The sequence below is a fragment of the Aeromonas sp. s8 genome, from assembly GCF_040907785.1.
Taxonomy (GTDB): Bacteria; Pseudomonadota; Gammaproteobacteria; order Enterobacterales; family Aeromonadaceae; genus Aeromonas; species Aeromonas veronii.
Genome location: NZ_JBFOCL010000047.1, coordinates 277,547 through 303,388 on the forward strand (window position 1 = coordinate 277,547; position 25,842 = coordinate 303,388).

General features: G+C 60.7%; 19 protein-coding genes. 9 read left to right on the top strand and 10 right to left on the bottom strand.

Annotated elements, in window-relative coordinates; translation table 11 throughout:
- Window positions 1–150 precede the first annotated feature (150 nt).
- The 3 genes from AB5Y86_RS17285 to AB5Y86_RS17295 form a co-directional block, all read right to left on the bottom strand.
- Window positions 151–519 (bottom strand): cupin domain-containing protein, encoded by a 369-nt coding sequence (locus AB5Y86_RS17285; RefSeq protein WP_216979005.1) that lies wholly within the window; start codon window positions 517–519, stop codon window positions 151–153.
- A 129-nt stretch (window positions 520–648) separates the two neighbouring features.
- A complete protein-coding gene (locus AB5Y86_RS17290; RefSeq protein WP_368193558.1) occupies window positions 649–2,223 on the bottom strand; it encodes a cation:proton antiporter in 1,575 nt (524 codons plus the stop codon).
- Window positions 2,224–2,277: 54 nt separating this feature from the next.
- Complete coding sequence (locus AB5Y86_RS17295; RefSeq protein ID WP_005337281.1) at window positions 2,278–3,027, bottom strand: HAD-IIA family hydrolase; 750 nt, start codon at window positions 3,025–3,027, stop codon at window positions 2,278–2,280.
- Window positions 3,028–3,224: 197 nt separating this feature from the next.
- Here AB5Y86_RS17295 and AB5Y86_RS17300 point away from each other — a divergent pair, with 197 nt between their 5' ends.
- Window positions 3,225–4,289 carry an adenosine deaminase gene (locus tag AB5Y86_RS17300; RefSeq protein WP_368193560.1) on the top strand — a complete coding sequence of 355 codons (1,065 nt, stop codon included), beginning with the start codon at window positions 3,225–3,227 and terminating at the stop codon, window positions 4,287–4,289.
- 111 nt (window positions 4,290–4,400) lie between these two features.
- On the opposite strand, the gene AB5Y86_RS17305 is transcribed toward AB5Y86_RS17300, so the two are convergent.
- From AB5Y86_RS17305 to AB5Y86_RS17320, 4 genes are all read right to left on the bottom strand, one after another.
- Window positions 4,401–5,387, bottom strand: a complete 987-nt coding sequence (locus AB5Y86_RS17305; RefSeq protein WP_368193562.1) for a zinc-binding dehydrogenase — start codon at window positions 5,385–5,387, stop codon at window positions 4,401–4,403.
- Window positions 5,388–5,534: 147 nt separating this feature from the next.
- The gene (locus AB5Y86_RS17310) at window positions 5,535–6,656 is read right to left on the bottom strand and encodes an alkene reductase (RefSeq protein ID WP_368193564.1); all 1,122 of its coding nucleotides are present in this window, start codon (window positions 6,654–6,656) and stop codon (window positions 5,535–5,537) included.
- A 242-nt stretch (window positions 6,657–6,898) separates the two neighbouring features.
- Complete coding sequence (locus AB5Y86_RS17315) at window positions 6,899–8,434, bottom strand: TerC family protein (RefSeq protein ID WP_368193566.1); 1,536 nt, start codon at window positions 8,432–8,434, stop codon at window positions 6,899–6,901.
- Window positions 8,435–8,734: 300 nt separating this feature from the next.
- On the bottom strand, window positions 8,735–9,661 hold the full coding sequence (locus tag AB5Y86_RS17320) for a cation diffusion facilitator family transporter (RefSeq protein WP_042080468.1): 927 nt from the start codon (window positions 9,659–9,661) through the stop codon (window positions 8,735–8,737).
- Between the two features lie 167 nt (window positions 9,662–9,828).
- Here AB5Y86_RS17320 and AB5Y86_RS17325 point away from each other — a divergent pair, with 167 nt between their 5' ends.
- The 4 genes from AB5Y86_RS17325 (at window position 9,829) to AB5Y86_RS17340 (ending at window position 16,100) form a co-directional block, all read left to right on the top strand.
- Entirely contained in the window at window positions 9,829–12,900 is a 3,072-nt protein-coding gene (locus tag AB5Y86_RS17325) for an FAD-binding and (Fe-S)-binding domain-containing protein (protein WP_368193567.1), read from the top strand.
- Window positions 12,900–13,388, top strand: coding sequence for a hypothetical protein (locus tag AB5Y86_RS17330; RefSeq protein WP_368193568.1), 489 nt, complete (start codon window positions 12,900–12,902; stop codon window positions 13,386–13,388). Before AB5Y86_RS17325 ends, AB5Y86_RS17330 begins: the two co-directional genes overlap by 1 nt.
- A gap of 168 nt (window positions 13,389–13,556) precedes the next feature.
- Window positions 13,557–14,018 (top strand): hotdog fold thioesterase, encoded by a 462-nt coding sequence (locus AB5Y86_RS17335; RefSeq protein ID WP_368193569.1) that lies wholly within the window; start codon window positions 13,557–13,559, stop codon window positions 14,016–14,018.
- 180 nt (window positions 14,019–14,198) lie between these two features.
- Window positions 14,199–16,100 carry a DEAD/DEAH box helicase gene (locus AB5Y86_RS17340; protein WP_005337260.1) on the top strand — a complete coding sequence of 634 codons (1,902 nt, stop codon included), beginning with the start codon at window positions 14,199–14,201 and terminating at the stop codon, window positions 16,098–16,100.
- 490 nt (window positions 16,101–16,590) lie between these two features.
- Here the strand turns inward: AB5Y86_RS17340 and AB5Y86_RS17345 are convergent, their stop codons facing one another.
- The 3 genes from AB5Y86_RS17345 to AB5Y86_RS17355 all read right to left on the bottom strand — a co-directional run bounded on the left by AB5Y86_RS17345 (window position 16,591) and on the right by AB5Y86_RS17355 (window position 19,707).
- Complete coding sequence (locus AB5Y86_RS17345; protein WP_128835913.1) at window positions 16,591–17,913, bottom strand: Na+/H+ antiporter family protein; 1,323 nt, start codon at window positions 17,911–17,913, stop codon at window positions 16,591–16,593.
- A gap of 273 nt (window positions 17,914–18,186) precedes the next feature.
- Entirely contained in the window at window positions 18,187–18,864 is a 678-nt protein-coding gene (gene rnt, locus AB5Y86_RS17350; RefSeq protein WP_368193570.1) for a ribonuclease T, read from the bottom strand.
- Window positions 18,865–18,963: 99 nt separating this feature from the next.
- Entirely contained in the window at window positions 18,964–19,707 is a 744-nt protein-coding gene (locus AB5Y86_RS17355) for a phosphatase PAP2 family protein (RefSeq protein WP_368193571.1), read from the bottom strand.
- A 247-nt stretch (window positions 19,708–19,954) separates the two neighbouring features.
- Between AB5Y86_RS17355 and AB5Y86_RS17360 the strand changes: the two genes are divergently transcribed.
- The 4 genes from AB5Y86_RS17360 to truA all read left to right on the top strand — a co-directional run bounded on the left by AB5Y86_RS17360 (window position 19,955) and on the right by truA (window position 25,773).
- On the top strand, window positions 19,955–21,076 hold the full coding sequence (locus AB5Y86_RS17360; RefSeq protein ID WP_368193572.1) for a 4-phosphoerythronate dehydrogenase: 1,122 nt from the start codon (window positions 19,955–19,957) through the stop codon (window positions 21,074–21,076).
- Window positions 21,077–21,270: 194 nt separating this feature from the next.
- Window positions 21,271–22,287 (top strand): aspartate-semialdehyde dehydrogenase, encoded by a 1,017-nt coding sequence (locus AB5Y86_RS17365; protein ID WP_005344937.1) that lies wholly within the window; start codon window positions 21,271–21,273, stop codon window positions 22,285–22,287.
- 271 nt (window positions 22,288–22,558) lie between these two features.
- On the top strand, window positions 22,559–24,763 hold the full coding sequence (locus AB5Y86_RS17370) for a FimV/HubP family polar landmark protein (protein WP_368193573.1): 2,205 nt from the start codon (window positions 22,559–22,561) through the stop codon (window positions 24,761–24,763).
- A gap of 200 nt (window positions 24,764–24,963) precedes the next feature.
- On the top strand, window positions 24,964–25,773 hold the full coding sequence (truA, locus tag AB5Y86_RS17375) for a tRNA pseudouridine(38-40) synthase TruA (RefSeq protein WP_040066446.1): 810 nt from the start codon (window positions 24,964–24,966) through the stop codon (window positions 25,771–25,773).
- Window positions 25,774–25,842: the final 69 nt, after the last annotated feature.

Genomic DNA, 25,842 nt, shown 5'->3' on the forward strand with positions numbered 1-25,842 from the left:
GGGCTCGAAATTCCATTTACATTCCTCGTCAGACACAATGCCTAGCGGAAAAACCTTTTGCAAGCGGGAAAACCGCAGAAAATCATGCCGTAAGCGTCAAGCGGATCAACAGGATAAGGGCTGCTGCAACGGGGCAGGGTGACGTGAACGTCAAGTCGAGGCGGGTTCGAAGATGACGTAGACCTTGCGACAGGGGGTGAGGGTCTCCCACTCTCCGACAAAACCGGCTGGAATGACGAATTGATCGCCGGGTTTGAGGGCCAGCTGGCCGCCCAGATTGTCATGGATCACCACATCCCCCTCCAGCAGCTGGCAATACTCGTGTTCGGTGTAGTGGATGGCCCAGCGGCCGGGCTCGCAAGCCCAGAAGCCGACGTGAAACTGCTGGCGGGGGTCGGAGTAGTGGTTCCACACCGTCTGGCTCGGGTTGCCCGCTTTAATGCGCTCGGGGGCAGGCATCAGCGGGGTAGGGGCCGCCTCGTGGCGGTCGAGCAGGATCCAGTCGTTGAGGGTCTTCATGGTGCCTCCTTGGCTTCGGCAGATAGGAACGCGGGGCCATCCCGGCCCGCGTTTGTTTGTTTTATTAAACGAGGTTGTGCATAACTTAAACGATGCGCATTCCCTTGCCAAGGGCTGCTGGCCGACGACTCAAAGCGGCTGCAAGCGGCGGATCACATGACGGGCAAAGCCGCTGCCCGCTTCGTTGTAGACGTTGAACACCGCATCCACCCCCTGCTCCTGCAAGGAGGCGATATCATCCTCGAAGCGGACGATAGCCGCGATCTTGCCGTTGAACCCGTGGCTGCGCAGCTTCTCGATGGCGTAGAGATTCCCCGAGTGGTGGGGCATGGCCAGCAGCACCAGATTGACCTGATTGGAGAGCAGCACCTTGTCCCAGAAGTCGGTATCGGTGGCATCCCCCTCGATGACGTTCATCCCCTGGGCACGCAGGGTGGGCAGCTTCTCGCTGTCGTTCTCCACCCCGAGGATGACGTTGCCGTACTTGTTCTCCAGCTCGAAGTAGGCCCCCTGACCGATCCGCCCCATACCGAGGATGATCACCTCCGCATCGCCCAGCTCGATGGGCCTGTCTTCCGGATGGAGGTTGCTTGCCTGCAATCCCCGCAGCCAGTGGCCGATGCGGTGGTAAATGCGCTCGCTCTGGGCATTGAGCGGGGCGGAGATCATAAAGCTCGCCGCCAGCGCCAGCGAGACCGCCACCAGCCACTCGTGGGAGAGCCAGCCCGCCTTGGCGGCGATGGCGGCGACGATCAGGCCAAACTCCGAGAAATTGGTGAGCGCCAGGGTCGAGAGCAGCGCGGTACGCACCCGCAGGTGAGCGCCGCTGTAGACCAGATAATAGAGGACACTTTTGAGCGGCAGGGCCAGCACCAGCGCCAGTGCCAGCAGCATGGTGTCGTGGGTCGGCAGGCCGTTGAGGCCGATGGTGAGAAAGAAGCAGACCAGAAAGAGGTCTTTGAGGTTGAAGAGCGCCTTTGCAAGCCCTGCAGCAGCCGGATGAGAGGCGAGCAGCATGCCGATGATGAGGGCTCCCAGATCCGGCTTGAGGCCGACTACTTCAAAACCGGCAGCCCCGACCACCAGTGCCAGAAATACTCCGAACAGCACCTGCAGCTCGCCGTGCCCGGCACGCTCCAAGAGCTTGAACAGCAGCGGGCGCAGCAGCGGCAATCCCAGTACCCAGAGCGCCCAGATACTGGGCCACTTGCCGCTGGAGAAGGCCAGAAACGCCACTGCGAATACATCCTGCATCACCAGCACGCCGATGGCGATACGGGCGTAGAGGGCGTTCATGTCGCTGCGATCTTCCAATACCTTGACCGCGAAGACGGTGCTGGAGAAGGAGAGGGCAAAGCCCAGCAGCAGCGCCAGCTTCCAGTCCAGAGAGAGGGCAAGTTCAAGCCCCACTCCCTTGCAGACCAGCAGCACCACGGTAAAGAGCAGGGTGGAGAGCAGCAGGTGCAGGCTGGTGGTGCCCCACACATCGCGCCGCATCAGGGTCTTGATATTGAGCTTGAGGCCGATGGTGAACAGCAGCAGGGTGACGCCGAGATCGGCCACCTCGCTCAGGGCGGGGGTATTTTCATATCCCATGCCGTTGAGGATAAAACCGGCGGCCAGAAAGCCGAGCAGGGGGGGCAGGCCAATCAGATTGACCAGCATGCCGCAGCCAAAGGCCACGGCGATCAGAATGGGTTCCATAACAGATCCTGCAAGGGCAGGAGAGACCTGCCCTGTTTAACGCTTGGGTGGTGATTAGACGATATCGATGTCGACCACGGAGTCGAAAATATGGTTCGGGCGAAACGGCATGCGGTCGATATCGGCGACCTTGCTCACCCCGGAGAGCACCAGCACCGTCTCGAGACCGGCCTGAAAGCCCGCCAGAATGTCGGTGCGCAGGTTGTCGCCGATGATGATGGTGTCGTCCGAGTGGGCCTCCATCCGGTTGAGCGCCGCACGGATGATCCAGGCGCTCGGTTTGCCGACATAGAACGGCTTCTTGCCTGTCATCCGCTCGATGGGGGCGCACAGGGCGCCGCAGGCCGGGTGCATCATGGGGCCGTGGGTATCGGGGTTGGTGGCGATAAAGCGGGCCCCCTGATCGACGAACTTGGCGCCCTGTTGCATCATGGTCCAGTTGTAGTTGCGGGTCTCGCCCACTACCACGAAGTCCGGGTCGATATCGGTGATGGTGAAACCGGCCTTGTAGAGCTCGTGGGTCAGCGCCCCTTCGCCGATCACATAAGCCTTCTTGCCATCCTGACGCTTGAGGAAGTCGGCGGTGCCCATGGCGGAGGTATAGAAGCACTCCTCCGGCACTTCGATCCCGGCGGAGCGGAAGCGGTTTTGCAGATCTTTCTGGGTCTGGGCCGGGTAGTTGGTAAGGAACAAGAGCTTGCTGCCCTGCTCCAGCAGGCGATGGACGAAACGGTCGGCACCGGGGATGAGATCGTTGTTGTGCAGGATGACACCGTCGATATCGCAGATGACGTTCTTCTTCATGAAAACTCCTTGTCAGGGCGCAGGCGAGCCGCCAATCGTTAAGATGTTCAATCATTTATGATTTTTGTGACGCCATTATAAGTCTGTTTGATGACAAGTCTCCCCTGTCTCGCCACTTCGGTGCACAATAAAGCTGCCGTCGGGTCAGTCTGGTGGAGGGGCTGACGCCGGATCACTTTGCTGATGGAGCCGTCGCTATGGACACCCCGATTCCCAAGCCAGTCACCCCCGAACACCTCACCGCCGCGCAATTTATCGCCGGACTGCCGAAACTGGAGCTGCACCTACATATCGAGGGCAGCCTCGAACCCGAGCTGATGTTTGAGCTGGGTCGCCGCAATAATATCCCGTTGCCCTGGCCCGATGTGGCCAGCGTGCGCGCCGCCTATGACTTTGACTGCCTGCAATCCTTTCTCGACCTCTACTATCGCGGTGCCAGCGTGCTGGTGACCGAGCAGGATTTCTTCGACCTCACCTGGGCCTATCTTGAGCGTTGCGCTGCCGACAAGGTGGTGCATGTGGAGATCTTCTTCGACCCGCAGACCCACACTGCCCGCGGTATCTCCTTTGCTACCGTGCTGGGCGGTATCGAGCGGGCGCTGCAGACCGGGGAGAAGGAGTTTGGCATCAGCTGGCGCCTTATCATGAGCTTTTTGCGCCACCTGAGCGAAGAGGAGGCGTTCGCTACGTTGGAGGAGGCGGAGCCCTTCCTGTCACGCATTCACGGTATCGGCCTCGATTCGGGTGAAAAGGGCAACCCGCCGACCAAGTTTGCCCGGGTCTTTGCCAAATGCCGCGAGCTGGGGCTGCCGGTGGTGGCCCATGCAGGTGAAGAGGGGCCTGCTGACTACATTTGGCAGGCGATCAACGAGCTGCAGGTATGCCGTATTGATCACGGAGTGCGCTCGGCCGATGATCCCGAGTTGCTGCGCTATCTGGCCGACACCCGGCTGCCGCTTACCGTATGCCCCCTCTCCAACACCCGGCTCAAGGTGTTCGGCAATATGGCCCAGCACAATGTGTTGCGGCTGCTGGAGCAGGGACTCTGCGTCACCATCAACTCCGACGATCCCGCTTACTTCGGTGGTTACATGGGGGCCAACTTTGCGGCACTGGCCGATGGCCTTGGCGCGACCATGAGTCAGCTCTGCCGCTTGTCGCTCAATGCCGTTGAAGCGAGCTGGCTCTCTCTGGTCGACAAGGCGCGGCTGACCCGGGCGATCCGCAGTTATGCCGCAACTCACGGGGTGATCCTGCATTGAGTCAGGAGTCAATGAAGTCGAGATGACATGCACTATATAAAGAGAGGCCCGCCATCACTGGCGGGCCTCTTTCGTTTCAATGGTCGGTGTGGTTATCAGGGAAGGTCAGCGTTATGCCACTCGCACCAGAAACTTCTCACCCTGTCCTTCGCGCTTGAAGCGCTCAAGCAGGGTCGGCAGTGCCTCAAAGTCGCCCACCACCAGCGGCGGCAGGGTCAGCTCGCCGCTCGCCATCTGTGCCATCATGGCGACACCGGCGGCCACCAGTCGGCTCCACTGCTTGTCGGTGCCAAAGGGGTGCTGGGCGCCAAGCGCAATCTCGTGCAATGAGTGGCAATGGCTAAAGGCGGGCAACGGATTGTGCGGGATGCGCCCGAGCACAGTCACCATGTGACCGTAGTAGCCAAGGGCGGGCAGCAGGCTCTCTGCCTGCTGGCTGGAGACCAGATCGATGATCCCCTCGAACGGCTCGTTGCCGTTGGCCACCTGCAAGGTGACCAGCCAGTCGGGATCCCGATAATCGGCCACCCCCTGCACGCCGATCTGTTTGAGCCAGTGATGGTGGCGTGAGCTGGCGCTGGCAAAGACCCGCGCCCCCTGCTTGAGGGCGAGCTGCACTGCAAAGCGGCCGACACTGCTGCCGGCACCTGTGATAAGCAGCGCTTCCCCGTGCAGGCGCGGCAACTTGGCCAGCGCCTGCCACGCGGTGAGGCCGGGACAGGGCAGGGTGGCGGCCGCCTCGTCACTCAGGGCATCGGGCACTGGCAGCAGGGCGCGGGCTGGTACCCGGGTGTGACGGGCAAAGCTGCCGTGGTGGCGCAGATCGGTGTGATAGGCGACCCGGGTACCGGGGCGCAGATGGCTGACGTTGGCACCGAGGGCCACGATAGTGCCCATGCCATCGACGCCGGGCACTTGACCATCCTGCCAGTTGGAGTGGCCATATTCGATCAGCTTCCAGTCCACCGGATTGAAGGCGATAACCCGGTTTGCCACCAGTACCTCGTCAGGGGCGAGCGGTGCCAGGGGCAGGTCGACGAGGGTAAGCTGGGTCGGTTCACCGGGGGCATGCCAGCACCAGGCTTGGGTGTGATTCATGATGACTCCTTGTGAAAGCGAGGGGAGAGAACAACGAGATCATTGCAGCAATGATTCGGTCAGTCATATCACTGTTGCTAATGCGCAACAATACGGCAGGCCCCAACCTGTGGGGCCTGCGTTACGTGGCCGATTGGTCATCGGCAATCAGCGGTTGGCGGTTGCGTCCTCGGCTTGGTAGACGGGGTAATCGGTCAGCCCTTTCTCGCCGCCGCCAAACAGGGTGGCCGGATCGTGGGGGGCCAGCGGATAGCCGTGGCGCAGCCGATTCGGCAGATCCGGGTTGGCAACGAAGGGGCGACCAAAGCCAATCATGTCGGCCCAGCCCGCTTCGAGGGCGGCGCGTGCGCGATCACCATCATATTTACCGGCGTAGATCAGGGTGTTGGGGAAGGTATCCCGCAGACCCAGCTTGAAGTTCTCTGGCATCAGGGGGGCATCGTCCCAGTCCGCTTCGGCAATGTGCAGGTAGACCACGTTGAGCTGGCCCAGCATGCGGGCGGCCGCCAGATAGGTCTCCTGCGGATTGGCATCGACTGTGCCGTTGAGGGTGGTGAGCGGCGCAAGACGCACCCCAACCCGATCGGCGCCGATTTCGCTACTGACCGCCTCGGTCACCTCTTTGAGAAAGCGCAGCCGGTTTTCCAGCGATCCGCCATAACTGTCGGTGCGGGCGTTGGATTCGGAGTCGAGGAACTGGTTGATCAGATAACCGTTGGCGGCGTGCAGCTCGATGCCGTCAAAACCGGCGCTGATGGCGTTGCGGGCCGCCTGACGGAACTGTCCCACTACCGCATCGATATCGGCCTGGGTCATGGCACGCGGGGTGACGGTCTCGACAAAGCCCGGCGCATCGCTGCCGTTATCGACGAACACCTTGACGCCCACGGCGGGTAGGGCTGAAGCGGAGATGGGCTGGGCGCCGCCGATGTTGTCGGGATGGGTGACCCGGCCCACGTGCCAGAGCTGGGCGAAGATGGTGCCCCCCTTGGCATGCACTGCATCGGTCACAAGCTTCCAGCCAGCGATCTGCTCGGCACTGTAGATCCCCGGCGTCCAGGCATAGCCCTTGCCCATGGGGTCGATTTGGGTGCCTTCGCTGATGATCAGGCCCGCCTCGGCGCGCTGGGCGTAGTAGCTGGCCATCATGGCGTTGGCCACATCACCCGGCTGACTGGCACGGGAGCGGGTCATGGGGGGCATAACGATGCGGTTGGCAAGGTGCAGCTGACCCAGTCGCTGCGGGCAAAACAGGTGATCGTGGCTCATCTTGAGTTCCTCATGGTGGGATTGAGGGTGACTCTAGCCGCCAATAGCGTTGCAACAAAGAGGGGTAATTGCACCATTGAATTGCACTGAATGCAGCAATCGCGACTGACTGCGGATGAACGTCGCGGCGGATGGCTGGCGGGGCAGAGAGGGTGTTGCAATCGGTGCATCACATGCAAATGAAAGGCGAATAAAAAAAGAGGGCTCGCAGGCCCTCTTCTCATGATTGCGTTGCGGCTCGATTAGCCAGCGACCGGCATCACCCATACCCGCTCGATGCGCCGCTCGCTCACCTCGATCACCTCGAAGTTGAGCTGCTGCAGTTGCAACTGCTGACCCGGGGTGGGCAGAGTGCCGAAGTGGGAGAGCAGCATGCCCGCCAGGGTCACGTATTCATCGCTCTCGCTCACCAGCCCCTCGTGCTCCAGCACCTGTTCCACATGGTGGATGTTGGTGCTGCCATTGATCAGCCACCCTTCGCCATCGCGCACGATATCCGGGGTTTCGTCTTCGTCCGGCAGCTCGCCAACGATGGCCTCCAGCAGATCGTGGGTGGTGACCAGCCCCTGGATCACGCCAAACTCGTCGGAGACCAGAATAAGGCTCCCCTTCGCCTTGCGCAGCTCCGCCAGCAGGCGGATCACGTTGATGGTCTGCGGCACGATAATGGGATCGTTCTGCTTGGCCAGTTCGCTCAAAGATTGCCCTTCGTTCAAGGCAAACAGCAGGTCGCGCGCCTTGACCACTCCGATCACCTCGTCCAGATCCCCGTCACAGATAGGGAACAGGCTGTGGGGCTCGCGCTGCAGCAGGGCGCGGATCTCGTCGCTGGAATCGTTGATATCGATCCAGGCCATCTCCGAGCGCGGGGTCATGATGGTGCGAATGGAGCGCTCGGCCAGCGACAGCACGCCGGTCACCATATAGCGCTCCTCCTCGCCAAAGCTCACCGGCGCTACGGCCGGGGCATCCAGATCGTCATCCGGCTGATCCTGATAGGCCTTGCTGCCCATCAATTTGAAGATGGCGGCGGTGGTGCGCTCGCGCAGGGGCTGTTTGGATTCGTGACGCATGGCGCTGCGCTGGGCCAGCTGGTTGAAAAACTCGATCAGCACCGAGAAGCCGATGGCTGCGTAGAGGTAGCCCTTCGGAATATGGAAGCCGAATCCTTCCGCCACCAGGCTGAAGCCGATCATCAGCAGGAAGCTCAGACAGAGCACCACCACGGTAGGGTGGGCGTTGACGAAGCGGGTCAGCGGCTTGGAGGCGAGCACCATCACCACCATGGCGATGGTCACGGCGGCCATCATCACACCCAAGTGTTCCACCATGCCGACGGCGGTGATGATGGAGTCGAGCGAGAAGACCGCATCGAGCACCAGAATTTGGGCGATCACCACGCCGAAGCTGGCGTAGGCGCCGACAGGGCCGTCATCCTGAGGTTTGGCTTCCAGCCGCTCGTGCAGCTCGGAGGTGGCCTTGAACAGCAGGAACAGGCCGCCCCCCATCAGGATCAGGTCCCGACCGGAGAAGGGGTGATCCCACAGGTGCAAAATCGGGGTGGTCAGGGTGACCAGCCATGACATGACGCTCAGAAGTCCTAGTCGCATCAGCAGGGCCAGCGACAGGCCGATAATGCGCGCCTTGTCCCGTTGGGCGGGGGGCAGTTTTTTCACCAGGATGGCGATAAAGACCAGGTTGTCGATCCCCAGCACGATTTCCAGAATGATCAGGGTAAACAGACCAATCCAGATATGGGGATCCAGCAGCAATTCCATTGTATGACCTCAATAAAAACAGACAGAGCAGAGAGTGATCACGGCGCACGATGGCCGCAGTAACAGCAAGGCAAAGGTGTTATTCAGAGGCGCTGATTAAGCAGAAAAAGATAGGCTTTGACAGAGAGAGACGAAGGGCAACTTCGGGGATTGTCCATGATGGGCAATAAAACCTCGGGTGAAAAATGAGCCCTGATGATAGCGGCTGGCGCCAATTTGGCAAGAGCAGTGTCAGTGGGGCGTGATGGGGTTGTGATGCGACAGGGGGAGGCGGCGGTGCCACGCTCCCCCATGCGGTCGTTACAACCAGCGCTTTTCGCGGGTGAAACAGACCGAGAGCCAGGCATCCCCCAGGGTGTCGCCAAGGCGAGACCAGAGCTCCTGACGCAGGGCATCCTGACGTTCGACGGGCCACTCCTGACCCGGCGCCACCAGAATGTTCAATTCCAGATCGAAGCGACGACCGCTTTTGGCCAGATGGCTGTAGCACTCGATGCCGTGGCGCTGGCGCAGCGCCTCGATCTCCTGCTCGACTTGCCGTGGCACATCCCCCTTGGGGGCGATCTTCAACACTTCCCGCAGGTTGCGACCGAGCACCTTGATGGGAATGAGGGTGGCGCAGAGGGCCAGCAGCGAGACCAGCACCGGGTCTATGTAGCGGTTGTATTGGCCGTAGCCGATGGCATCGAGGCCGATGGCGACCACAAAGCCAATCAGCAGAGTGGCGCTGAGCAGGGTATCCACCAGCCATTCCTTGGAGTCGACCCGCACCAGCTCGGAGTCTACCTGCTCGGCGACCTGGGCTTCGATACGATAGATGATGGCGCAGAAGAAGGTGGAGACGGCGGCATAGATGAGAGCGTGGCCGAGATCGATCTCCCGTCCTCCCTCCAGCAGGGTGGTGATGCCGCTATAGAGAGCGCCAAGGCAGAGCAGCAGAATAATGGTGCCATTGATGACGTTGGTGATGGGCTCGAAGTGGGCGTAGCCATACTGGAAGCGCGCATCGGAAGGGCGGGTAACGAGATAGGCGGTAACAAGACCGAGGCCTGTCATGCCCATGCTGAACAGGGTGAAGATACCATCGAGCATGATGGCGTTGGAACCGACGAAGAGGCCGTAGCCGATGCCGAAGATGGCAAAGGTGATACAACCGAACAGCGACAGGGTAAGCGCCTGTTTTTCGGTGGTGACCAGCGTACTGATAACATGGCTGTGGTGAGCCATAAAAGTCCTCCTTTCAAATGGTGAATATTGCCAAGCGCAAGCGGTTTTCTAGCTGATATACTGCCCGCTCACATGTGAGCGGACTGGCCTGACTGCCATTGACAGGCGGCTGGCCAGTCGTTGTCGCCGGCGTGCCGGCATCAAGCAAAGGATGGGAACAAGGATTCATGATCCCGAGACTCGATTACCAGGACAGTTTGTCACCCGCAACCCTGCAGTTTCTTGAGTTGCTAGAGCGCAGCGCATTTCGTGGTGATATCGAAAAGTCTTATGCAAGCCGGTTGGCGATGGCGACGGATAACAGCGTCTATCAGGTAGTACCTCAGGCGGTTCTCTATCCGCGCAGTGCGGACGACATAGCAGCAATGCTCAAGCTGGCCGCAGAGCCGGCGTTCGCCTCCCTGAGTTTTTTCCCTCGCGGTGGCGGTACAGGCACCAATGGCCAGTCATTGGGCGGCGGCATTATCGTCGATCTCTCCCGTTATATGAACCAGATCATGGAAATTAATCTGGAGGAGGGGTGGGTGCGAGCCCAGGCCGGGGTGGTGAAAGACCAGCTCAACGCCTATCTCAAGCCCCACGGTTACTTCTTCTCGCCGGATCTCTCCACCTCCAATCGCGCCACCTTAGGGGGCATGATCAACACCGACGCCTCGGGGCAGGGGTCGCTGGTTTACGGCAAAACCTCGGATCACGTGCTCGGCCTCAAAGCCGTGCTGGAGAATGGCGACATCATGGCCACCGAGCCGCTGACCGGTGAGCGACTGGCCGACAAGCTGGCGCTGGAGAGTCGGGAAGGGGAGATCTATCGCACCCTCTATCGCATCGGCAAGGAGCGCCGAGCCGACATCGAGGCGACCTTCCCCAAGCTCAACCGCTTTCTGACCGGCTACGATCTCAAGCACCTCTATCAACCCGATACCGACACGCTGGATGTCAGCCGGGTGCTGTGCGGATCTGAAGGGTCTCTCGGCTTTATCACCGAAGCCAAACTCAATATCACGCCAATCCCGCGCTACCGGACGCTCGTCAACGTCAAGTACGACAGTTTCCCCTCCGCCTTGCGCAATGCCCCCTTTATGGTGCAGGCCCAGGCGCTGTCGGTGGAAACGGTAGACTCCCGGGTGCTCGGGCTGGCCCGCGCCGACATCATCTGGCATTCGGTGAAAGAACTTATTCAGGATGTGCCCGGCAAGGATCTGCAGGGGCTCAATATCGTCGAGTTTGCCGATACCGACGGGGCAGAACACAGGGCCAAGGTGGCGGAGCTCTGTCGCCGTATCGATGCGCTGCTGGCCAAGGGCGAGGCGGGGATCATCGGCTATCAGGTGTGTGACCACCTGCCGAGCATCGAGACCATCTACACCATGCGCAAGAAGTCGGTGGGGCTGCTGGGCAATGCCGAAGGTCGCAAGAAGCCGGTGGCCTTTACCGAAGATACCGCGGTGCCGCCCGAATCTCTGGCCGATTTCATCATGGAGTTTCGTGCCCTGCTCGACGCCCACGGCCTCGACTACGGCATGTTCGGCCACGTCGATGCCGGTGTGCTGCACGTGCGCCCGGCGCTCGACTTGTGTGACCCGGAGCAGGAGGTGCTGCTGCGCCGCATCTCCGATCAGGTGGTGGCGCTCACCGCCAAATATGGCGGCCTGATGTGGGGCGAGCACGGCAAGGGCTTTCGCTCCGAATACAGCCCCGCCTTCTTTGGCGAGCTGTGGGAAGAGCTGCAGCGGGTCAAGGGGGCGTTCGACCCGACCAACCGCATCAACCCGGGCAAGATCTGTATCCCCTACGGTAGCGGCGCCGAGCTGGTGTCGGTGGATGGGCCCAAGCGCGGCAAGTATGACCGCCAGATCCCGCTCGCGGTGCGCACCAGCTACACCCGCGCCATGGATTGCAACGGCAACGGTCTCTGCTTCACCTTCGAGACTGACTCCCCCATGTGCCCCTCGGTCAAGATCAGCCGTGATCGTCGCCACTCCCCCAAGGGGCGGGCGGGCCTGATGCGTGAATGGTTGCGTCAGCTGGCGGAGCAGGGCTTTGACCCGCTGGCGGAAGAGGTGGCGCTGCAATCCGGTGGCGTGCGCTTCAAACAGCTGGTGGACAAGGTGCGCAACAGCTGGGCCAAACAGCGCGGCGAGTATGATTTCTCCCACGAGGTGATGGAGGCGATGGCTGGCTGTCTGGCCTGCAAGGCGTGCACCAGCCAGTGCCCGATCAAGGTGGATGTGCCCGATTTTCGCGCCCGCTTTATGCAGCTTTATCATGGCCGCTACCTGCGCGCCCCCAAGGATTACTTCGTCGGCACGGTGGAGAGCTATGCGCCGCTGCTTGCCAAGGCGCCGAAGCTGGTCAACTTCTTCCTCGAAAAAGAGTGGGCACAGAAGGCGACCGAGAAGAGCATCGGCATGGTCGATGTGCCGCTGCTCTCGGTGCCGACCTTGGCCGAGAGCCTGCACGATAACCGCGCCCGCTATTTTGATCTGCCGGGACTGGAGCGCATGAGCGCCGAGCAGCGCAAGCAGGTAGTGCTCATCGTGCAGGACCCCTTCACCAGTTATTACGACGCCCCCGTGGTGCGCGACCTGGTGAAACTCGCCAGCAAGCTCGGCTTTCAGCCCTACCTGCTGCCTTTTAAACCCAACGGTAAGCCCCAGCATATCAAGGGGTTCCTGCGCGCCTTTGCCCGCACTGCTGCCAACAGCGCCCAGTTCCTCAACAAGGTGGCGGCGCTTGGCATTCCCATGGTGGGGGTGGATCCGGCCATGGTGCTCTGCTATCGCGACGAGTATGCCAAGGCGCTGGGGTCGGCTCGCGGTGATTTTCAGGTGTTGCTGCCACAGGAGTGGCTGCTCTCGCTGCCGGTAGATCAGTTGCCTGCTCGAACCGACAAGACCAAGAGCGAGGAGGGGAGTGAGCCCTGGTATCTCTTTGCCCACTGCACCGAGAAGACCGCCAAGCCCTCCACTCACGGTGACTGGAGCACCCTGTTTGGCCGCTTCGGGGCCAGTTTGCAGCCGGTCTCTGTGGGTTGTTGCGGTATGGCGGGCACCTATGGTCACGACGTCAAACAGGTGGAGAACTCCAAGGGCATCTATGGGTTGAGCTGGGCCGACCCGCTAGCCCGTCTACCCAAAGCGCGCTGTCTGGCGACCGGCTATTCGTGCCGTAGTCAGGTCAAGCGGATGGAGGGGGAAAAGCTCAAACATCCATTGCAAGCCCTGCTGGAGCTGCTCTGATGCTGACGTTTCCCAAGCGGTTTCGGGTGCCGAAGGCCTATCGGCATCCACGTTTCTTGCTGTTACCCGCCACCCCCGCTCAGGCTGTGGTGGAGTTTGTCGCCATGTTGCGCGAGCGCGAGCAGCTCCATCAGCTGTTTCGCCCGAACGATATCTGGCCCTCAGCCAACTTCAGCCTGAGCCAGCACGAAGGAGATCTGGAGTGGCAGCAGTCGGAGTTTCTGGCCAAGCGCTCCTTTGCCTATGGCCTCTGGAGCCCGGATCGGGAGCCGCAATTTTGGGGCGGGGTTTATCTCTACCCCTCGGTGCTGCCGGAGGTAGCGGTGGAGCTCTTCTTCTGGAAGGTGGCCGAGGCGCCCATCACGGATGAAGAGCTGGAGATTCAGCTGCGCGAGTGGCTCGCCAGGGTGTGGCAGTGGCCAGCCCCCCGCTTGCCGGGGCGAGAGGTGCCTTGGTCCGAGTGGCCCGGCGTTACCTACCCTTGGTGACATCCCGCTTAAGGGCATGATTGTGTAACACGCAGCTCCGGGTCGGGGCTGCGTTGTTACCACGTCACCCGGTAACCAACAACTCATATAACAGAACCATTTTGCCGATGGAGGGCGTTTCACTCATATCGGTACGCATTCATCGCTTACATAAGGAGTCTGCTCGCAATGAGTCACGATATTGCGCCCATCTGGCGTAAACCCATGAGTCTGGAGGGGCTCAACGCCACCTCTCGCAACACCCTGATGGCCCATCTCGATATCGCCTACAGGGCTTTTGGCGCCGATTGGCTGGAAGCGACCATGCCAGTGGATCATCGCACTCACCAGCCCCTTGGCATGCTACATGGCGGCGCATCTGTGGTGCTGGCGGAAACCTTGGGCTCGATTGCCGCCAACATGGCGGTGGGACCAGATAGCTACTGTGTGGGGCTGGAGGTAAATGCCAACCATCTGCGGGCCAAACGGGAAGGGGTGGTGACCGGGCGTTGCACGCCGCTCCATCTGGGAGCAACAACCCAAGTGTGGCAGATTGAAATTCGGGACGAACGTGAGCGTTTATTGTGCACCAGCCGACTGACCATGGCGGTGCTCAAACACAAGCGGGGCAAGGACTCCAGCGAGGAGTGATCTGCAATAACGCACCATGAGTGCAAAATAAGCAAGCCATACTCGTCAGATCCCTCTATAATTGCCAACGTCTTGAGAGGCTTATCACATTTTTCAAGACAGCAGAACAAAGTGGCGCTATAATCGCCGCCTTTTTGCTATTCCGCGGTGTTAGCCGCCTGCCTTAATCTGGAAGAATCTATGTCTGATACCGAACAACTGCCCCTTTTTAGTGAGCTTGGACTGGCCGCGCCTGTATTGAAAGCGCTGCAGGACGTGGGCTATGAGCGCCCGTCACCGATCCAGGCCGCAGCAATTCCCCACCTGATGGCGGGACACGATCTGCTGGGGCAGGCGCAAACCGGTACAGGGAAGACCGCTGCTTTTGCCTTGCCTCTGTTGTCTCGTCTGGAAGCTGGTAACCGCAACACCCAGATCCTGGTGCTGGCGCCTACCCGCGAACTGGCGCTGCAAGTGGCTGAAGCGTGCCAACGCTACGCCCACCACATGCCTGATTTCCACGTACTGCCCATCTACGGCGGTGCCTCCTACGAAACCCAGACCCGCGCCCTGCGTCGTGGTGCACAGGTTGTCGTTGGTACTCCGGGCCGCGTGATGGACCTGATCCGTCGCAAGAACCTGGACCTCTCCGGCCTGAAAGCACTGGTACTGGACGAAGCTGATGAAATGCTGCGTATGGGCTTCATCGACGACGTTGACTGGATCATGGAGCAGTGCCCGAGCACTCGTCAGGTTGCCCTGTTCTCTGCCACCATGCCGGAGCAGATCCGTCGCGTGGCCCAGAAGCACCTGAAGCAGCCCAAAGAGATCAAGATCGCCTCCAAGACTGCTACCGCGACCACTATTCGCCAGCGCTACTGGCAGGTAACCGGCCTGCACAAGCTGGACGCCATGACCCGTCTGCTGGAAGTGGAATCCTACGAAGCCCTGCTGGTATTCGTACGTACCAAGAACGCTGCCGAAGAGCTGGCTGGCAAGCTGGCCGCCCGTGGTCACGCCTGTGAAGCGCTACACGGCGACATCCCGCAGAAACTGCGTGAGCGTACCGTCGACAAGCTGCGCCAGGGCCAGCTGGATATCCTGATCGCCACCGACGTTGTCGCCCGTGGTCTGGACGTTGAGCGTATCACTCACGTAGTGAACTACGACATTCCGTACGACACCGAATCTTACGTTCACCGTATCGGTCGTACCGGTCGTGCTGGTCGTAAAGGCGAAGCCATCCTGTTCGTCGCTCCGCGCGAGCGTCGTATGCTGCGCGCCATCGAGCACGCAACCCGTCAGGCCATCGAGCCGATGAAGATGCCGAGCACCGAGGACATCAACCAGCATCGTCTGGCCAAGTTCAAAGAGCGCATCCGCGAAACCATGATGGGTGAAGAGCTCGAGATCTACCACAACCTGGTAAACGAGCTGATCGAAGAGGATTCTGCCGATCCGCTGGAGCTGGCTGCCGCACTGGCCAAGCTGGTACAGGGTGACCAACCGCTGCTGCTGGATGACTCCATTCCGGATCCGCTGCTGAACGCTGGCAACGATCGTGGTGGCTTCGAGCGCCGTGACTTCAACGACCGTGGTGGTCGTGACTTCGGTGACCGTGGCGATCGTCCTGCCCGTCGCATGCCGTCCCTGGAGCCGCGTCCGCTGAAAGACAACCCGGACGTGGAGATGGAGCGCTATCGCGTAGACGTGGGTGCCCATCACGGTGTCAAGCCGGGCCAGATCGTGGGCGCCATCGCCAACGAAGCGAACATCGAGAGCCGCTTCATCGGCAACATCGACATCGCTGATGACTTCTCTACCGTCGATCTGCCGAAAGGCATGACCGCCGATGTACTGGAAGTGATCAAGAAAGCCCGTGTTTGCCAGCGTCCGCTGCAAATCACCCGCTACACCGAAGTGCCTGCCGGTGGCAACACCAGCAGCCGCCCGCCCCGTGGTGATCGTCCGTTCCGTGGCGACCGTCCTTTCAACAAGGATCGCCGTCCCCAGGGTGACCGTCCGTTCAACAAGAGCGGGGAGCGCCGTGAAGGTGGCTTCAACAAAGATCGCAAATTCGGTGGCAAGCGTCGCGAAAGCTGATTGCTGATCCCGTTATGAAGAAGGCCGCTCATTGAGCGGCCTTTTTTCTGCCTGCGGTTTACCCTGTGTTCTTACTGAACGCCAGATCGGCATAAGCCGTTACATGGGTGAGCGCATGATGGCCACTATTTGATAACTGGATGTCGGGGAAAGAGAGAATACCTTTTCTACTCGACAGGCGGTTGTGACGTGGTTGGGTATCATCCGTCGTTCTGCCATAGGTCTGGGCTGGCAGCCGTTTCTTTGTATTGGCAAGCGTTGGGACGTGTGCACTTGGGCGGGTGGTTGGATGGGGAGTGACAGCATTGCGCCCGCTGACTCCGGCGGTTGTAAGGGGTGGCGACTAGGTGGCCGCTCAGAGACGTTGTCTGGCTGGCAACCATTATTCATATCGAGCTGGGTAGTTGGTTGGCATCAATGAAGAAGGCGACCATCTGGTCGCCTTCTTGTTGTGCATTGTGACGTGCAGAGTTCGCAGCCCGAGGGGCTATCAGAGCACCATGGCGGCAATCCAGCCGAAGATCACCAGCGGGATGTTGTAGTGAATAAAGGTGGGCACCACGCTGTCCCAGATATGGTCGTGCTGACCATCTGCGTTGAGGCCGGAGGTGGGGCCCAGCGTCGAGTCGGAGGCCGGTGAACCCGCATCCCCCAGCGCGCCTGCGGTACCGACCAGGGCGATGATCGCCATCGGTGAGAAGCCAAGCTGCAGGCAGAGCGGCACATAGATGGTGGCGATGATGGGCACGGTGGAGAAGGAAGAACCGATCCCCATGGTGATGAGCAGACCCACCAGCAGCATCAGGAAGGCGGCGATGCCTTTGTGCTGGCCTATGCCTGAGGCAACCACCTGAACCAGAGAGTCGACCCCGTGGGTTGCCTTCATCACGGCGGCAAAACCGGCGGCGGAGATCATGATGAAGCCGATCAGCGACATCATCCGTACCCCCTGAGTGAAGGCATCCTGGCTTTCGCGAAACTTGATAACGCCGCCGCAGGTGAAGATGACAAAACCGGCCAGTGCACCCAGTACGATGCTGTTGGTCATCAGTTGCAGCCCCAGCGCTACGCCAATGGCCAGCAGGGCCACCCAGATGTGGGTGAGGTTGAGCTCGATCGCTTCGGGCTCGGCATCTAGGATCTTGGCCAGATCGTACTGGCGCGGTTTGCGATAGCTGATGAATACCGCAATCAGCAGGCCCAGTACCATACCGGCGACCGGAATGGCCATCGCCAGCGGGATCTGGCTGGTGGTGATGGGCACGCCGTTATCGATCAGGTTCTTGGCCAGAATGTTGTTGAGGAAGATGCCACCAAAGCCGACCGGCAGCACCATGTAGGTGGCGGTCAGGCCAAAGGTGATGACACAGGCCACCTGACGACGGTCGATCTGCATCTGCGCCATCACGTGCAGCAGCGGCGGGATCAGGATGGGAATAAAGGCGATGTGAACCGGGATCAGGTTCTGGGAGGAGATCGCCACGGCCAGCACGGAAGAGAGCAGCAGGGTTTTGACCCACATGATGCGGGTCGAGCTGGCATCCTTGCCCAGCTGGTTGATCACCTTGCGGGCCAGCAGGTCGGTGATCCCGGAGCGGGAGATGGCAACCGCAAAGGCGCCCAGCATGGCGTAGGAGAGAGCAATCTCGGCGCCACCGCCCAGGCCACCGCTGAAGGTGGTGAGGGTATCGGTCAACGACAGCCCACCGACCAGGCCGCCAGCAATGGCCCCCAGCGCCAGCGAGACCACCACATTGATCCGCAGCAGACTGAGCACCAGCATCAGCCCGACTGCGATAACAACTGGATTCATTTGATTTCCTTATAGTTTGTTATTGCTGTCTGTCATGTGAAGGGGAGTTAGTTTGCGAAAAATGTGACAAATGTCGAGTAAAAAATCAGTCAAACCCCTCATATCGCAGCAGCATGTGGCACAAGGTTGCTCAACATGAGGGTTTGTGACCTGTTTGTCTCCGTGCATCCCGTGCGCAGCGGTGGATAGTGACGTTGATAGCGATTTCCGGTGTGTTATGCAATCAATCACTTCCCCAAAAAGCGAAGGCTGCCAGTGGCAGCCTTCATCCGTTTATTCTTGCCCCTCATCATCGGCAGGAGCATCGGTTGTGTCATCATCCGGATGCGCTGGCGGCCAACCCCCCATGCTCTTCCAGCGGTTAACGATATGACAGAACAGCTCTGTGGTGCGTTCGGTGTCATAGAGGGCAGAGTGCGCCTCTTTATTGTCAAACGGGATGCGGGCGCTCTGGCACGCTTTGGCCAGCACGGTCTGCCCCAGCGCCAATCCGGAGAGAGCTGCGGTGTCGAAGGTGGCAAACGGGTGGAACGGATTGCGCTTGAGGCCAGCGCGCTCGGCGGCAGCCATCACGAAGCCGTGGTCAAAGGTGGCGTTGTGGGCCACTATGATGGCGCGGCCGCAATCCTGCTCCTTCATCCCCTTGCGGACCCCCTTGAAGATCTCGGTCAGTGCCTCTTTTTCCGAGACAGCGCCACGCAACGGGTTGTAGGGGTCGATGCCGGTGAACTCCAGCGCAGCCTTTTCCAGGTTGGCCCCTTCGAAGGGCTCGACATGAAAGTGGAATACCTGATCGGGAACGAGCCAGCCCTGCTCATCCATTTTCAGGGTGTAAGCCGCGATTTCGAGCAGGGCATCGGTCTTGGCGTTGAACCCGGCTGTTTCAACATCGATGACGACGGGGTAAAAACCACGGAAACGGCCCTTGAGGGTATGAACTGCGTCGGTCATGGGATCTCGGTCGGGATAAAATGAGGCGGCATTATGGCAAAAAAGCACAGGCTTGTCCTCCCATCCCACGCAGGATACCGCGCCAAGATGGCGCAGGATTCAATATCTGTGCAGCCACCAGCGGGCGGCAATCAGCGCCGTGAGCGACCCCAGCAGGGCGCTGGCCAGCACATCCACCGGCCAGTGCATCCCCATTACCATGCGCGACAGACCAATTCCCAATGCCCACAGTGGCAGCAGCCAGACGCCCGTGGGGGCGCGGGCCAGCCAGATAAGGCCAAAGAACTGGGCCAGGCTGATGGCGGCGATACTGTGGCCGGAGGGGAAGGCGTAGTTCACCTCGGCCTGCCAGTGGTGGCCGAGCCACTCTGGCAGGGCCAGCAACTGGCTGGCGGCGTGAACCTGTTCACTGCGCACATCGACGCTACTGGCGTAGAAGTGCTTGATGGCCGGGATCAGCCCCTGACTCTCCAGCCAGAGCAGATAGGGTCTGGGCTCTTCGGTCAGGTGCTTGATCAGGCTCTTGAGCCCCCAGTCGCTGGCAAGCAGGGCCGCCAGTGCACACCCCAGCGCAATGAAGGAGGCCCACTCCAGTCTCAGTTTGTAGCGGGTCAGCAGCAGCAAGAGGGCGCCACTGACCCCGATCCCGGGAATATCGACCATGCGGGTGAGGGCGTATGACCACCATAACCAGCCTGATTGCAGGGAGCCGGTGAGAAAAGGCTGCCAGGGCAGGGTGGCGAGCAGTAACAGGGGCAGGATCAACAGGGCAGTGAAGCCAAGCACCTGGCTGCGGGTGAGTGAGGCGGTTGACGTTGGGAGCGACGAAGCGTGTGGCGGCATTGTGGGTATGGGCGATCGCGAAAAAGAGGGGCATTGTGCCACCGTGATATGCTCGGACAAAGCCGAGCAGCACGTTTGTTACCTCTGCTTACACATTTGTGGCGACATCCTCTGTTTGAGCGGGCGGATCGAGCGGCTGCCGCGCAATGTGGGCCCGTTTCACGCCGGATTGCATCACAGGCTGAAATCTCGGGCGGCTTTGCGCTAGAATGGCGCCCCCGTGGCGGTTGTGACCAAAGAGAGCCCGATGAAGATAGTCGTTGATGAGAATATGCCCCATGCCGTGGAGCTGTTTGCCGAATTTGGCGAGGTGATCGCCTTGCCCGGACGGCAGATGCAGGCCCGCGATCTGCTGGATGCCGATGTGCTGCTGGTGCGTTCGGTCACCCGCGTCAACGGCGATTTGCTGGCGACCAGCCCCAAACTCGGGTTTGTCGGCACCGCCACCATAGGCACCGACCATGTGGACAGGGCGTTGCTGGCAAGCCGCAATATTCCCTTCTTCAGCGCTCCCGGTTGCAACAAGTATTCGGTGGGGGATTATGTGCTCTCCGCCCTGCTGGTGCTGGCGGAGCGTTACGAACTCGACCTCTCGGCCATGACGCTGGCGGTGATTGGCGCGGGCAATACCGGCGAGTGTGTGGCTGGCAAGGCCCAAGCGCTCGGCATGCGGGTACTGCGCTGCGATCCACCCAAGGCGCGGGATAATCCCGATGCGGGCTTTGTCGATTACCAGACCGCCCTTGGCGCCGATATCGTCAGTTTCCACGTGCCCATTACCCGTGAAGGAGTGGATGCCACCTACCATCTGCTCGATGCCGAACAGATTGCCGCCCGTCCTGCCGGGCAGATCCTCATTAACGCCTCACGCGGCGAGGTGTGGGATAACCGGGCCCTGCTGGCGCGCCAGTTGGGCGATGCGCCATTGCGACTGGTGATGGATGTGTGGGAGAACGAGCCCGAGCCACTGGCTGCGCTGGTGCCCCATACCGAGATTGCCACTCCCCATATCGCCGGTTACAGCCTGGAGGGGAAGGCCCGCGGTACCTGGATGCTCTATCAGGCGCTCTGCCAGCAGCTGGGACGCCAGCCTCGTCAGGATTTGAGTCGGCTGTTGCCCGCCCCCGATGTGCAGGCAGTGGTGCCGGGCCGCGCACCGGATCAGGCGCTGATCAAGCAGCTGGTGCATCTGGTCTATGACGTGCGCCGTGATGATGCCCGTTTCCGGGCCCGACTCGGCCTGCCCGGCAGCTTTGACGAGCAGCGCAAACACTATCCCGAACGCCGTGAACTATCCTCCCTGCAGGTGGAGGGGGCGTTTGCCGACCAGACGCTGGGCGAGCTGGGATTTGCGCTGTCACGCCCCTGAATCGGGGACCAAGAGTTGGAAGATAACAGAAAGGGGTGAGCCGTACTGGCTACCTCGCCCCCATTTTTTTACTGAGCTGGCGCAGATGCTACTGCGCCGGCTCAGCCATATCAGGCAGCGTTATCTCGCCGTGCGGGAGCCTGCCGACCATGGTGCCACCCGGCGCCATTGCAGCATTATCAGAGGAGAACAGAATGAGCCAGCAGTTTAACGTAGCGGTATTGGGTGCCAGCGGCGCCGTGGGTCAGGCGATGATCGAGATCCTGGAAGAGCGCGAATTTCCGGTAGCGACCCTCTATCCGCTGGCTTCCAGCCGCAGCGCCGGTGATACCGTGCGCTTTGGCGGCAAGAACCTCGAGATCCTCGATGTGGAGGAGTTTGACTGGAGCCAGGTGCAGATCGCACTCTTCTCCGCCGGTGCCGAGGTCTCTGCCAAGTGGGCGCCGATTGCTGCCGAACACGGCTGCATCGTCATCGACAACACCTCCTGCTTCCGTTACGACGAAGATATCCCGCTGGTGATCCCGGAAGTGAACCCGGATGCGCTGGCCGATTTTCGCAATCGCAACATCATCGCCAACCCCAACTGCTCCACTATCCAGATGCTGGTGGCTTTGAAGCCGCTGCACGACGAAGTGGGCATTGCCCGCATCAACGTGGCCACCTATCAATCCGTATCAGGCTCCGGCAAAGAGGGGGTCAGCGAGTTGGCGGGTCAGACCGCTCATCTGCTCAACGGTCGTCCGGTGGAACCGACCCTCTATCCGCAACAGATCGCCTTTAACCTGATCCCGCAGATCGACAGCTTCACTGACAACGGCTACACCCGTGAAGAGATGAAGATGGTATGGGAAACCCAGAAGATCCTAGGGGATGCCAGCATTGCCGTGAACCCCACCTGCGTGCGGGTGCCGGTCTTCTACGGCCACGCCGAGGCGGTACACGTCGAACTGCACCAGCCGCTCGATGCCGAACAGGTCAAGGACCTGCTGCGCAATGCGCCGGGTGTGACCCTGTTTGATGACGAAGGGGACTATCCGACCCCGGTGCGTGACGCAACCGGCAAGGATGAGGTGTTGGTGGGTCGGGTGCGCCAGGATATTTCTCATCCAAGTGGTATCAATATGTGGATCGTGGCCGATAACGTTCGTAAGGGCGCGGCAACCAACAGTGTACAGATTGCCGAGCTGCTGGTTCGCGACTATCTGTAAGGCTGGTCAGATGCCACAGATGCGCAGCAGGGAGTGCTGCGCATCCGGCCTGTGATCAAACCGGGGTGTGACCCATGCCGCACTCCGTCACTTCAAGATTCTGTTGCGATATCAACTGATTAAGTTTTTTCCTACACTCAGGGTCAAGTTGGGTGCTAAATGTGTCGGACTGCTGGCTTGCCAGGCGAGCCTGATTTATATTGAACCGACTGTTTTGGGGTAACTATCCAGATTTTTCAATGTGATAGGGCCGTCATACGAAGGAACGAATATGGGACATTCCCGCATAACATTGGCAACGCTACTCGCATTGGGTCTACTGGGCACCGTCCAGGCTGAAGACTCGGCGCGGGAGCCTTTTTTTGTCGAGCTAAAAGGCCCTGACGAACCCGCACCTCCCGCCGTCAATTCCCAGCCGCTGGCGCAGCCGGTCGCCAGACCCGCCGCGCAACCGGTGCGTACAACCGCCCAGCCGGTGGTGCGTCAGGTCACTGCCAATGCCGGTAGCTATGGCCCTGTTCGTCCGACCGATACCCTATGGAGCCTGGCGAGCAAATATCGCCCCTCCAATCGGGTCAGCGTCTACCAGACCATGGTGGCGATTTACGAGAAAAACCCCCGCAGTTTTGCCGATGGCAATATCAACCACATTCTGGTGGGTTCCCGCATTCTGCTGCCGACCGCGGCCGAGGCGAGCGTCATCACTGATGCTCAGGCCCGCGCCAAGTTCCGCAGCGACAACGCCAGCTGGAAGGGGTTAAGCCCCAAATATCTGGCTGACAAGCAGGCCCATACCGCCAAACCCGCTGCCGCCAAACCCGCGAAGGTGGAAGCCGCCAAGACCGAGTCGGTGAAGGCTGCGCCTGCGCCGCTACCAGTGGCGAAAGCCGCCCCCATTCCCGCTCCGGTGGTGGCACCGCAACCGGCTGCTGAAACCAAAGAAGTGGCCAAGGTGAGCGAGCCTGCGCCGAAAGAGGCGGTAGCACCTGCTCCGAGCGCTGCAGAAGGCACCACCCCGGCGCCTCTGCCTTCCGATCTGGATAAACCGGTGGGCAAACCGGCTACCGAGATGGCGCTGGCACTGGAAGATGCCAATGCCCAGCTCGGCCAGGTGACCGAGATGAACCACAGGCTCAAGCTGCGTCTGCAATCCCTGACCGAAGAGGTGGAGACCCTCAAGGCCCAGCTGCAGGATCAGACCGCGCTGCAAAAAGAGATTGCCGAGCTCAAGGCCCAACCGGTCCCGCCGGTGGCAGCCGAGCCTGAGCCTGAGAAAAACTGGTTGATGGATCTGCTCTCCTCACCGCTCAACCTCGCCATGATCATCCTGCTGCCTGTGCTGCTGGTATTGGCACTGGTGACCCTGTGGCTGCGTGCCCGTGCCCGCCGCGAACTGGAAGAGCAGGAGAAGAGCCTCTCCGAATCCACCGCCATGATGATGGATCAGGAGCAGAGCGAGTTTGATGATCTACTGAGCGTCGATGTGACCGACAACGAGCCGGTGCGCCCGGTGCCGGATCTCAACACCCCCGATGGCTTTATGCCGATGGAGCCTGACGAGCCGGCCGCCAAGCCGGATGTCGATCTGGTGTTCAGCGACGAGGGCGAGATGGAGCTGCAGGGCTTCGAGCCCGAGGGGATGGCGGCCCAGCCAGCCAGTCGTGACCCGGATCTGGTGCCGGATCTCGATCTCTCGCTGGATGAGCCCATTGCGCTGGCCAACGAGCCCGCCATGGATCTGGCCAGCGAGTTCAATCCCAAGCCCAAGGCCGCTGACGAGATCATGAGCGAAGAGGAGCTGCAGGCAGCCCTGTTTGCCGAGCTGGATGCGGATCTCTCAGCCGACCTCGAGCCCGATTTGAGCTCCATCGACGAAGTCGGTGCCGCTGACGACGATCTGGCTAGCTTCGATCTCGGCGATTTCGACAGTGCCCTCGACGAGCCTGCTGCTGGCAAAGATGATAACGCCATTGATCTCAGTGCCGCAGAGGACACCGACGAGAGTGCGGATGCCATGCTGGCCGAGCTCGGTCTTGAGCCTGTCAAGGCGAAGGAAGCTGAGCTGGATCTGGAGTGGGATCCCAACGAGCTGGCGCTCTCCGATTTCGAAGATGCGTTCGCCGAGGTGGAATCTCATCCGGCAGATCTCCAGCCCCGTGAGCAGGCGCAAGAGAGCGGCTACGTCGAGATCGACAAGCTGCTGGCCGAAGCGGATGCCACCGCGCCGGAGCAGGAGCCTTATCAGGGCTTCTCGCTGGATGTGGGGCTCGATGGCTTCCCCGAGGTGCTGCCGGAATCCACCGGATTTGACGTGGATGCCGATGACGGCGGTGTGGGTGCCAAGCTGGATCTGGCCCGTGCCTACCTCGAGATTGACGACAAGGATAGCGCCCGCGAGCTGCTGCAAGAGGCGGCGGAGCAGGGCAGCGATCACCAGCGTGCCGAAGCCGAGAAGTTGCTCAAGCGGTTGGGCTAAAGCATCTCCCATTACGGGATCAGCAAAACGGGGGCAGCCAGCAGGCTGCCCTCTTCTTTTGGCGATTTGCGATGGGGGGATCATGGCCGCGCAGGTTCGCAATCCAGGCCAATTGCGCGCGTGGTGGGACTTTTCGGGCTGAGCGCGTATAATCCGCCCCGTTTCTTTCACTGCGTTTTCACAACAAGACAAGTTTATCCATGCGAATTGCCCTAGGTATTGAATATGACGGCAGCCGGTATTTCGGCTGGCAGCGTCAGCGTGAAGTGATCAGCGTGCAGGCTGAACTGGAGACGGCGCTGAGCCGGATTGCCAACCATCCTGTCTCCATCCAGTGTGCCGGACGCACCGATGCCGGTGTCCATGCGACCGGTCAGGTGATCCACTTCGATACCGAGGCGAACCGTGCCGAAGGGGCCTGGACCCTGGGGCTCAATTCCAACCTGCCGCCGGATATCGCCGTGCGCTGGGTCAAGCAGGTGGACGAGAGCTTCCACGCCCGCTTCAGCGCTACCGCCCGTCGCTACCGCTATGTCATCTACAACCACAACTACCGGCCGGCGATCCTCGGCAGTGGCGTCAGCCACTACCACGAGACCATCGATGCGGAGTTGATGCACCAGGCGGGCCAGAGCCTGCTGGGGGAGCACGACTTCAGCACCTTCCGTGCCGTCGCCTGCCAATCCAACACCCCGTGGCGCAATGTGACCCATCTGTGTGTCAGCCGCTCCGGCCCCTACATCGTGCTCGACATCAAGGCCAACGCCTTCCTGCACCATATGGTGCGCAACATCACCGGCTCCCTGCTGCTGGTGGGGCAGGGGCTCAAACCGGTGGAGTGGATTGCCGAGGTGCTGGCTGCCAAGGATCGCAATCTGGCCGGGCCGACCGCCAAGGCCGGTGGCCTCTATTTGGTCGACGTGGATTACCCGGCCGAGTTTGCTCTGCCGCAGTTGCCGCTCGGCCCGCTGTGGCTGCCGGACTCGGCACCGGGTACGACCAGTTTTTAGTAACTGCGCCCGAAAAATTGTGGTTTAATGACCCGTCATTTGTTGCCATCGAGCTATTAAGTCATTGAA

Excerpts from the sequence above, each read along its gene's own strand:
- AB5Y86_RS17285 (WP_216979005.1), bottom strand. The coding sequence starts at position 519 with ATGAAGACCCTCAACGACTGGATCCTGCTCGACCGCCACGAGGCGGCC.
- AB5Y86_RS17290 (WP_368193558.1), bottom strand. The coding sequence starts at position 2,223 with ATGGAACCCATTCTGATCGCCGTGGCCTTTGGCTGCGGCATGCTGGTC.
- AB5Y86_RS17295 (WP_005337281.1), bottom strand. The coding sequence starts at position 3,027 with ATGAAGAAGAACGTCATCTGCGATATCGACGGTGTCATCCTGCACAAC.
- AB5Y86_RS17300 (WP_368193560.1), top strand. The coding sequence starts at position 3,225 with ATGGACACCCCGATTCCCAAGCCAGTCACCCCCGAACACCTCACCGCC.
- AB5Y86_RS17305 (WP_368193562.1), bottom strand. The coding sequence starts at position 5,387 with ATGAATCACACCCAAGCCTGGTGCTGGCATGCCCCCGGTGAACCGACC.
- AB5Y86_RS17310 (WP_368193564.1), bottom strand. The coding sequence starts at position 6,656 with ATGAGCCACGATCACCTGTTTTGCCCGCAGCGACTGGGTCAGCTGCAC.
- AB5Y86_RS17315 (WP_368193566.1), bottom strand. The coding sequence starts at position 8,434 with ATGGAATTGCTGCTGGATCCCCATATCTGGATTGGTCTGTTTACCCTG.
- AB5Y86_RS17320 (WP_042080468.1), bottom strand. The coding sequence starts at position 9,661 with ATGGCTCACCACAGCCATGTTATCAGTACGCTGGTCACCACCGAAAAA.
- AB5Y86_RS17325 (WP_368193567.1), top strand. The coding sequence starts at position 9,829 with ATGATCCCGAGACTCGATTACCAGGACAGTTTGTCACCCGCAACCCTG.
- AB5Y86_RS17330 (WP_368193568.1), top strand. The coding sequence starts at position 12,900 with ATGCTGACGTTTCCCAAGCGGTTTCGGGTGCCGAAGGCCTATCGGCAT.
- AB5Y86_RS17335 (WP_368193569.1), top strand. The coding sequence starts at position 13,557 with ATGAGTCACGATATTGCGCCCATCTGGCGTAAACCCATGAGTCTGGAG.
- AB5Y86_RS17340 (WP_005337260.1), top strand. The coding sequence starts at position 14,199 with ATGTCTGATACCGAACAACTGCCCCTTTTTAGTGAGCTTGGACTGGCC.
- AB5Y86_RS17345 (WP_128835913.1), bottom strand. The coding sequence starts at position 17,913 with ATGAATCCAGTTGTTATCGCAGTCGGGCTGATGCTGGTGCTCAGTCTG.
- rnt (WP_368193570.1), bottom strand. The coding sequence starts at position 18,864 with ATGACCGACGCAGTTCATACCCTCAAGGGCCGTTTCCGTGGTTTTTAC.
- AB5Y86_RS17355 (WP_368193571.1), bottom strand. The coding sequence starts at position 19,707 with ATGCCGCCACACGCTTCGTCGCTCCCAACGTCAACCGCCTCACTCACC.
- AB5Y86_RS17360 (WP_368193572.1), top strand. The coding sequence starts at position 19,955 with ATGAAGATAGTCGTTGATGAGAATATGCCCCATGCCGTGGAGCTGTTT.
- AB5Y86_RS17365 (WP_005344937.1), top strand. The coding sequence starts at position 21,271 with ATGAGCCAGCAGTTTAACGTAGCGGTATTGGGTGCCAGCGGCGCCGTG.
- AB5Y86_RS17370 (WP_368193573.1), top strand. The coding sequence starts at position 22,559 with ATGGGACATTCCCGCATAACATTGGCAACGCTACTCGCATTGGGTCTA.
- truA (WP_040066446.1), top strand. The coding sequence starts at position 24,964 with ATGCGAATTGCCCTAGGTATTGAATATGACGGCAGCCGGTATTTCGGC.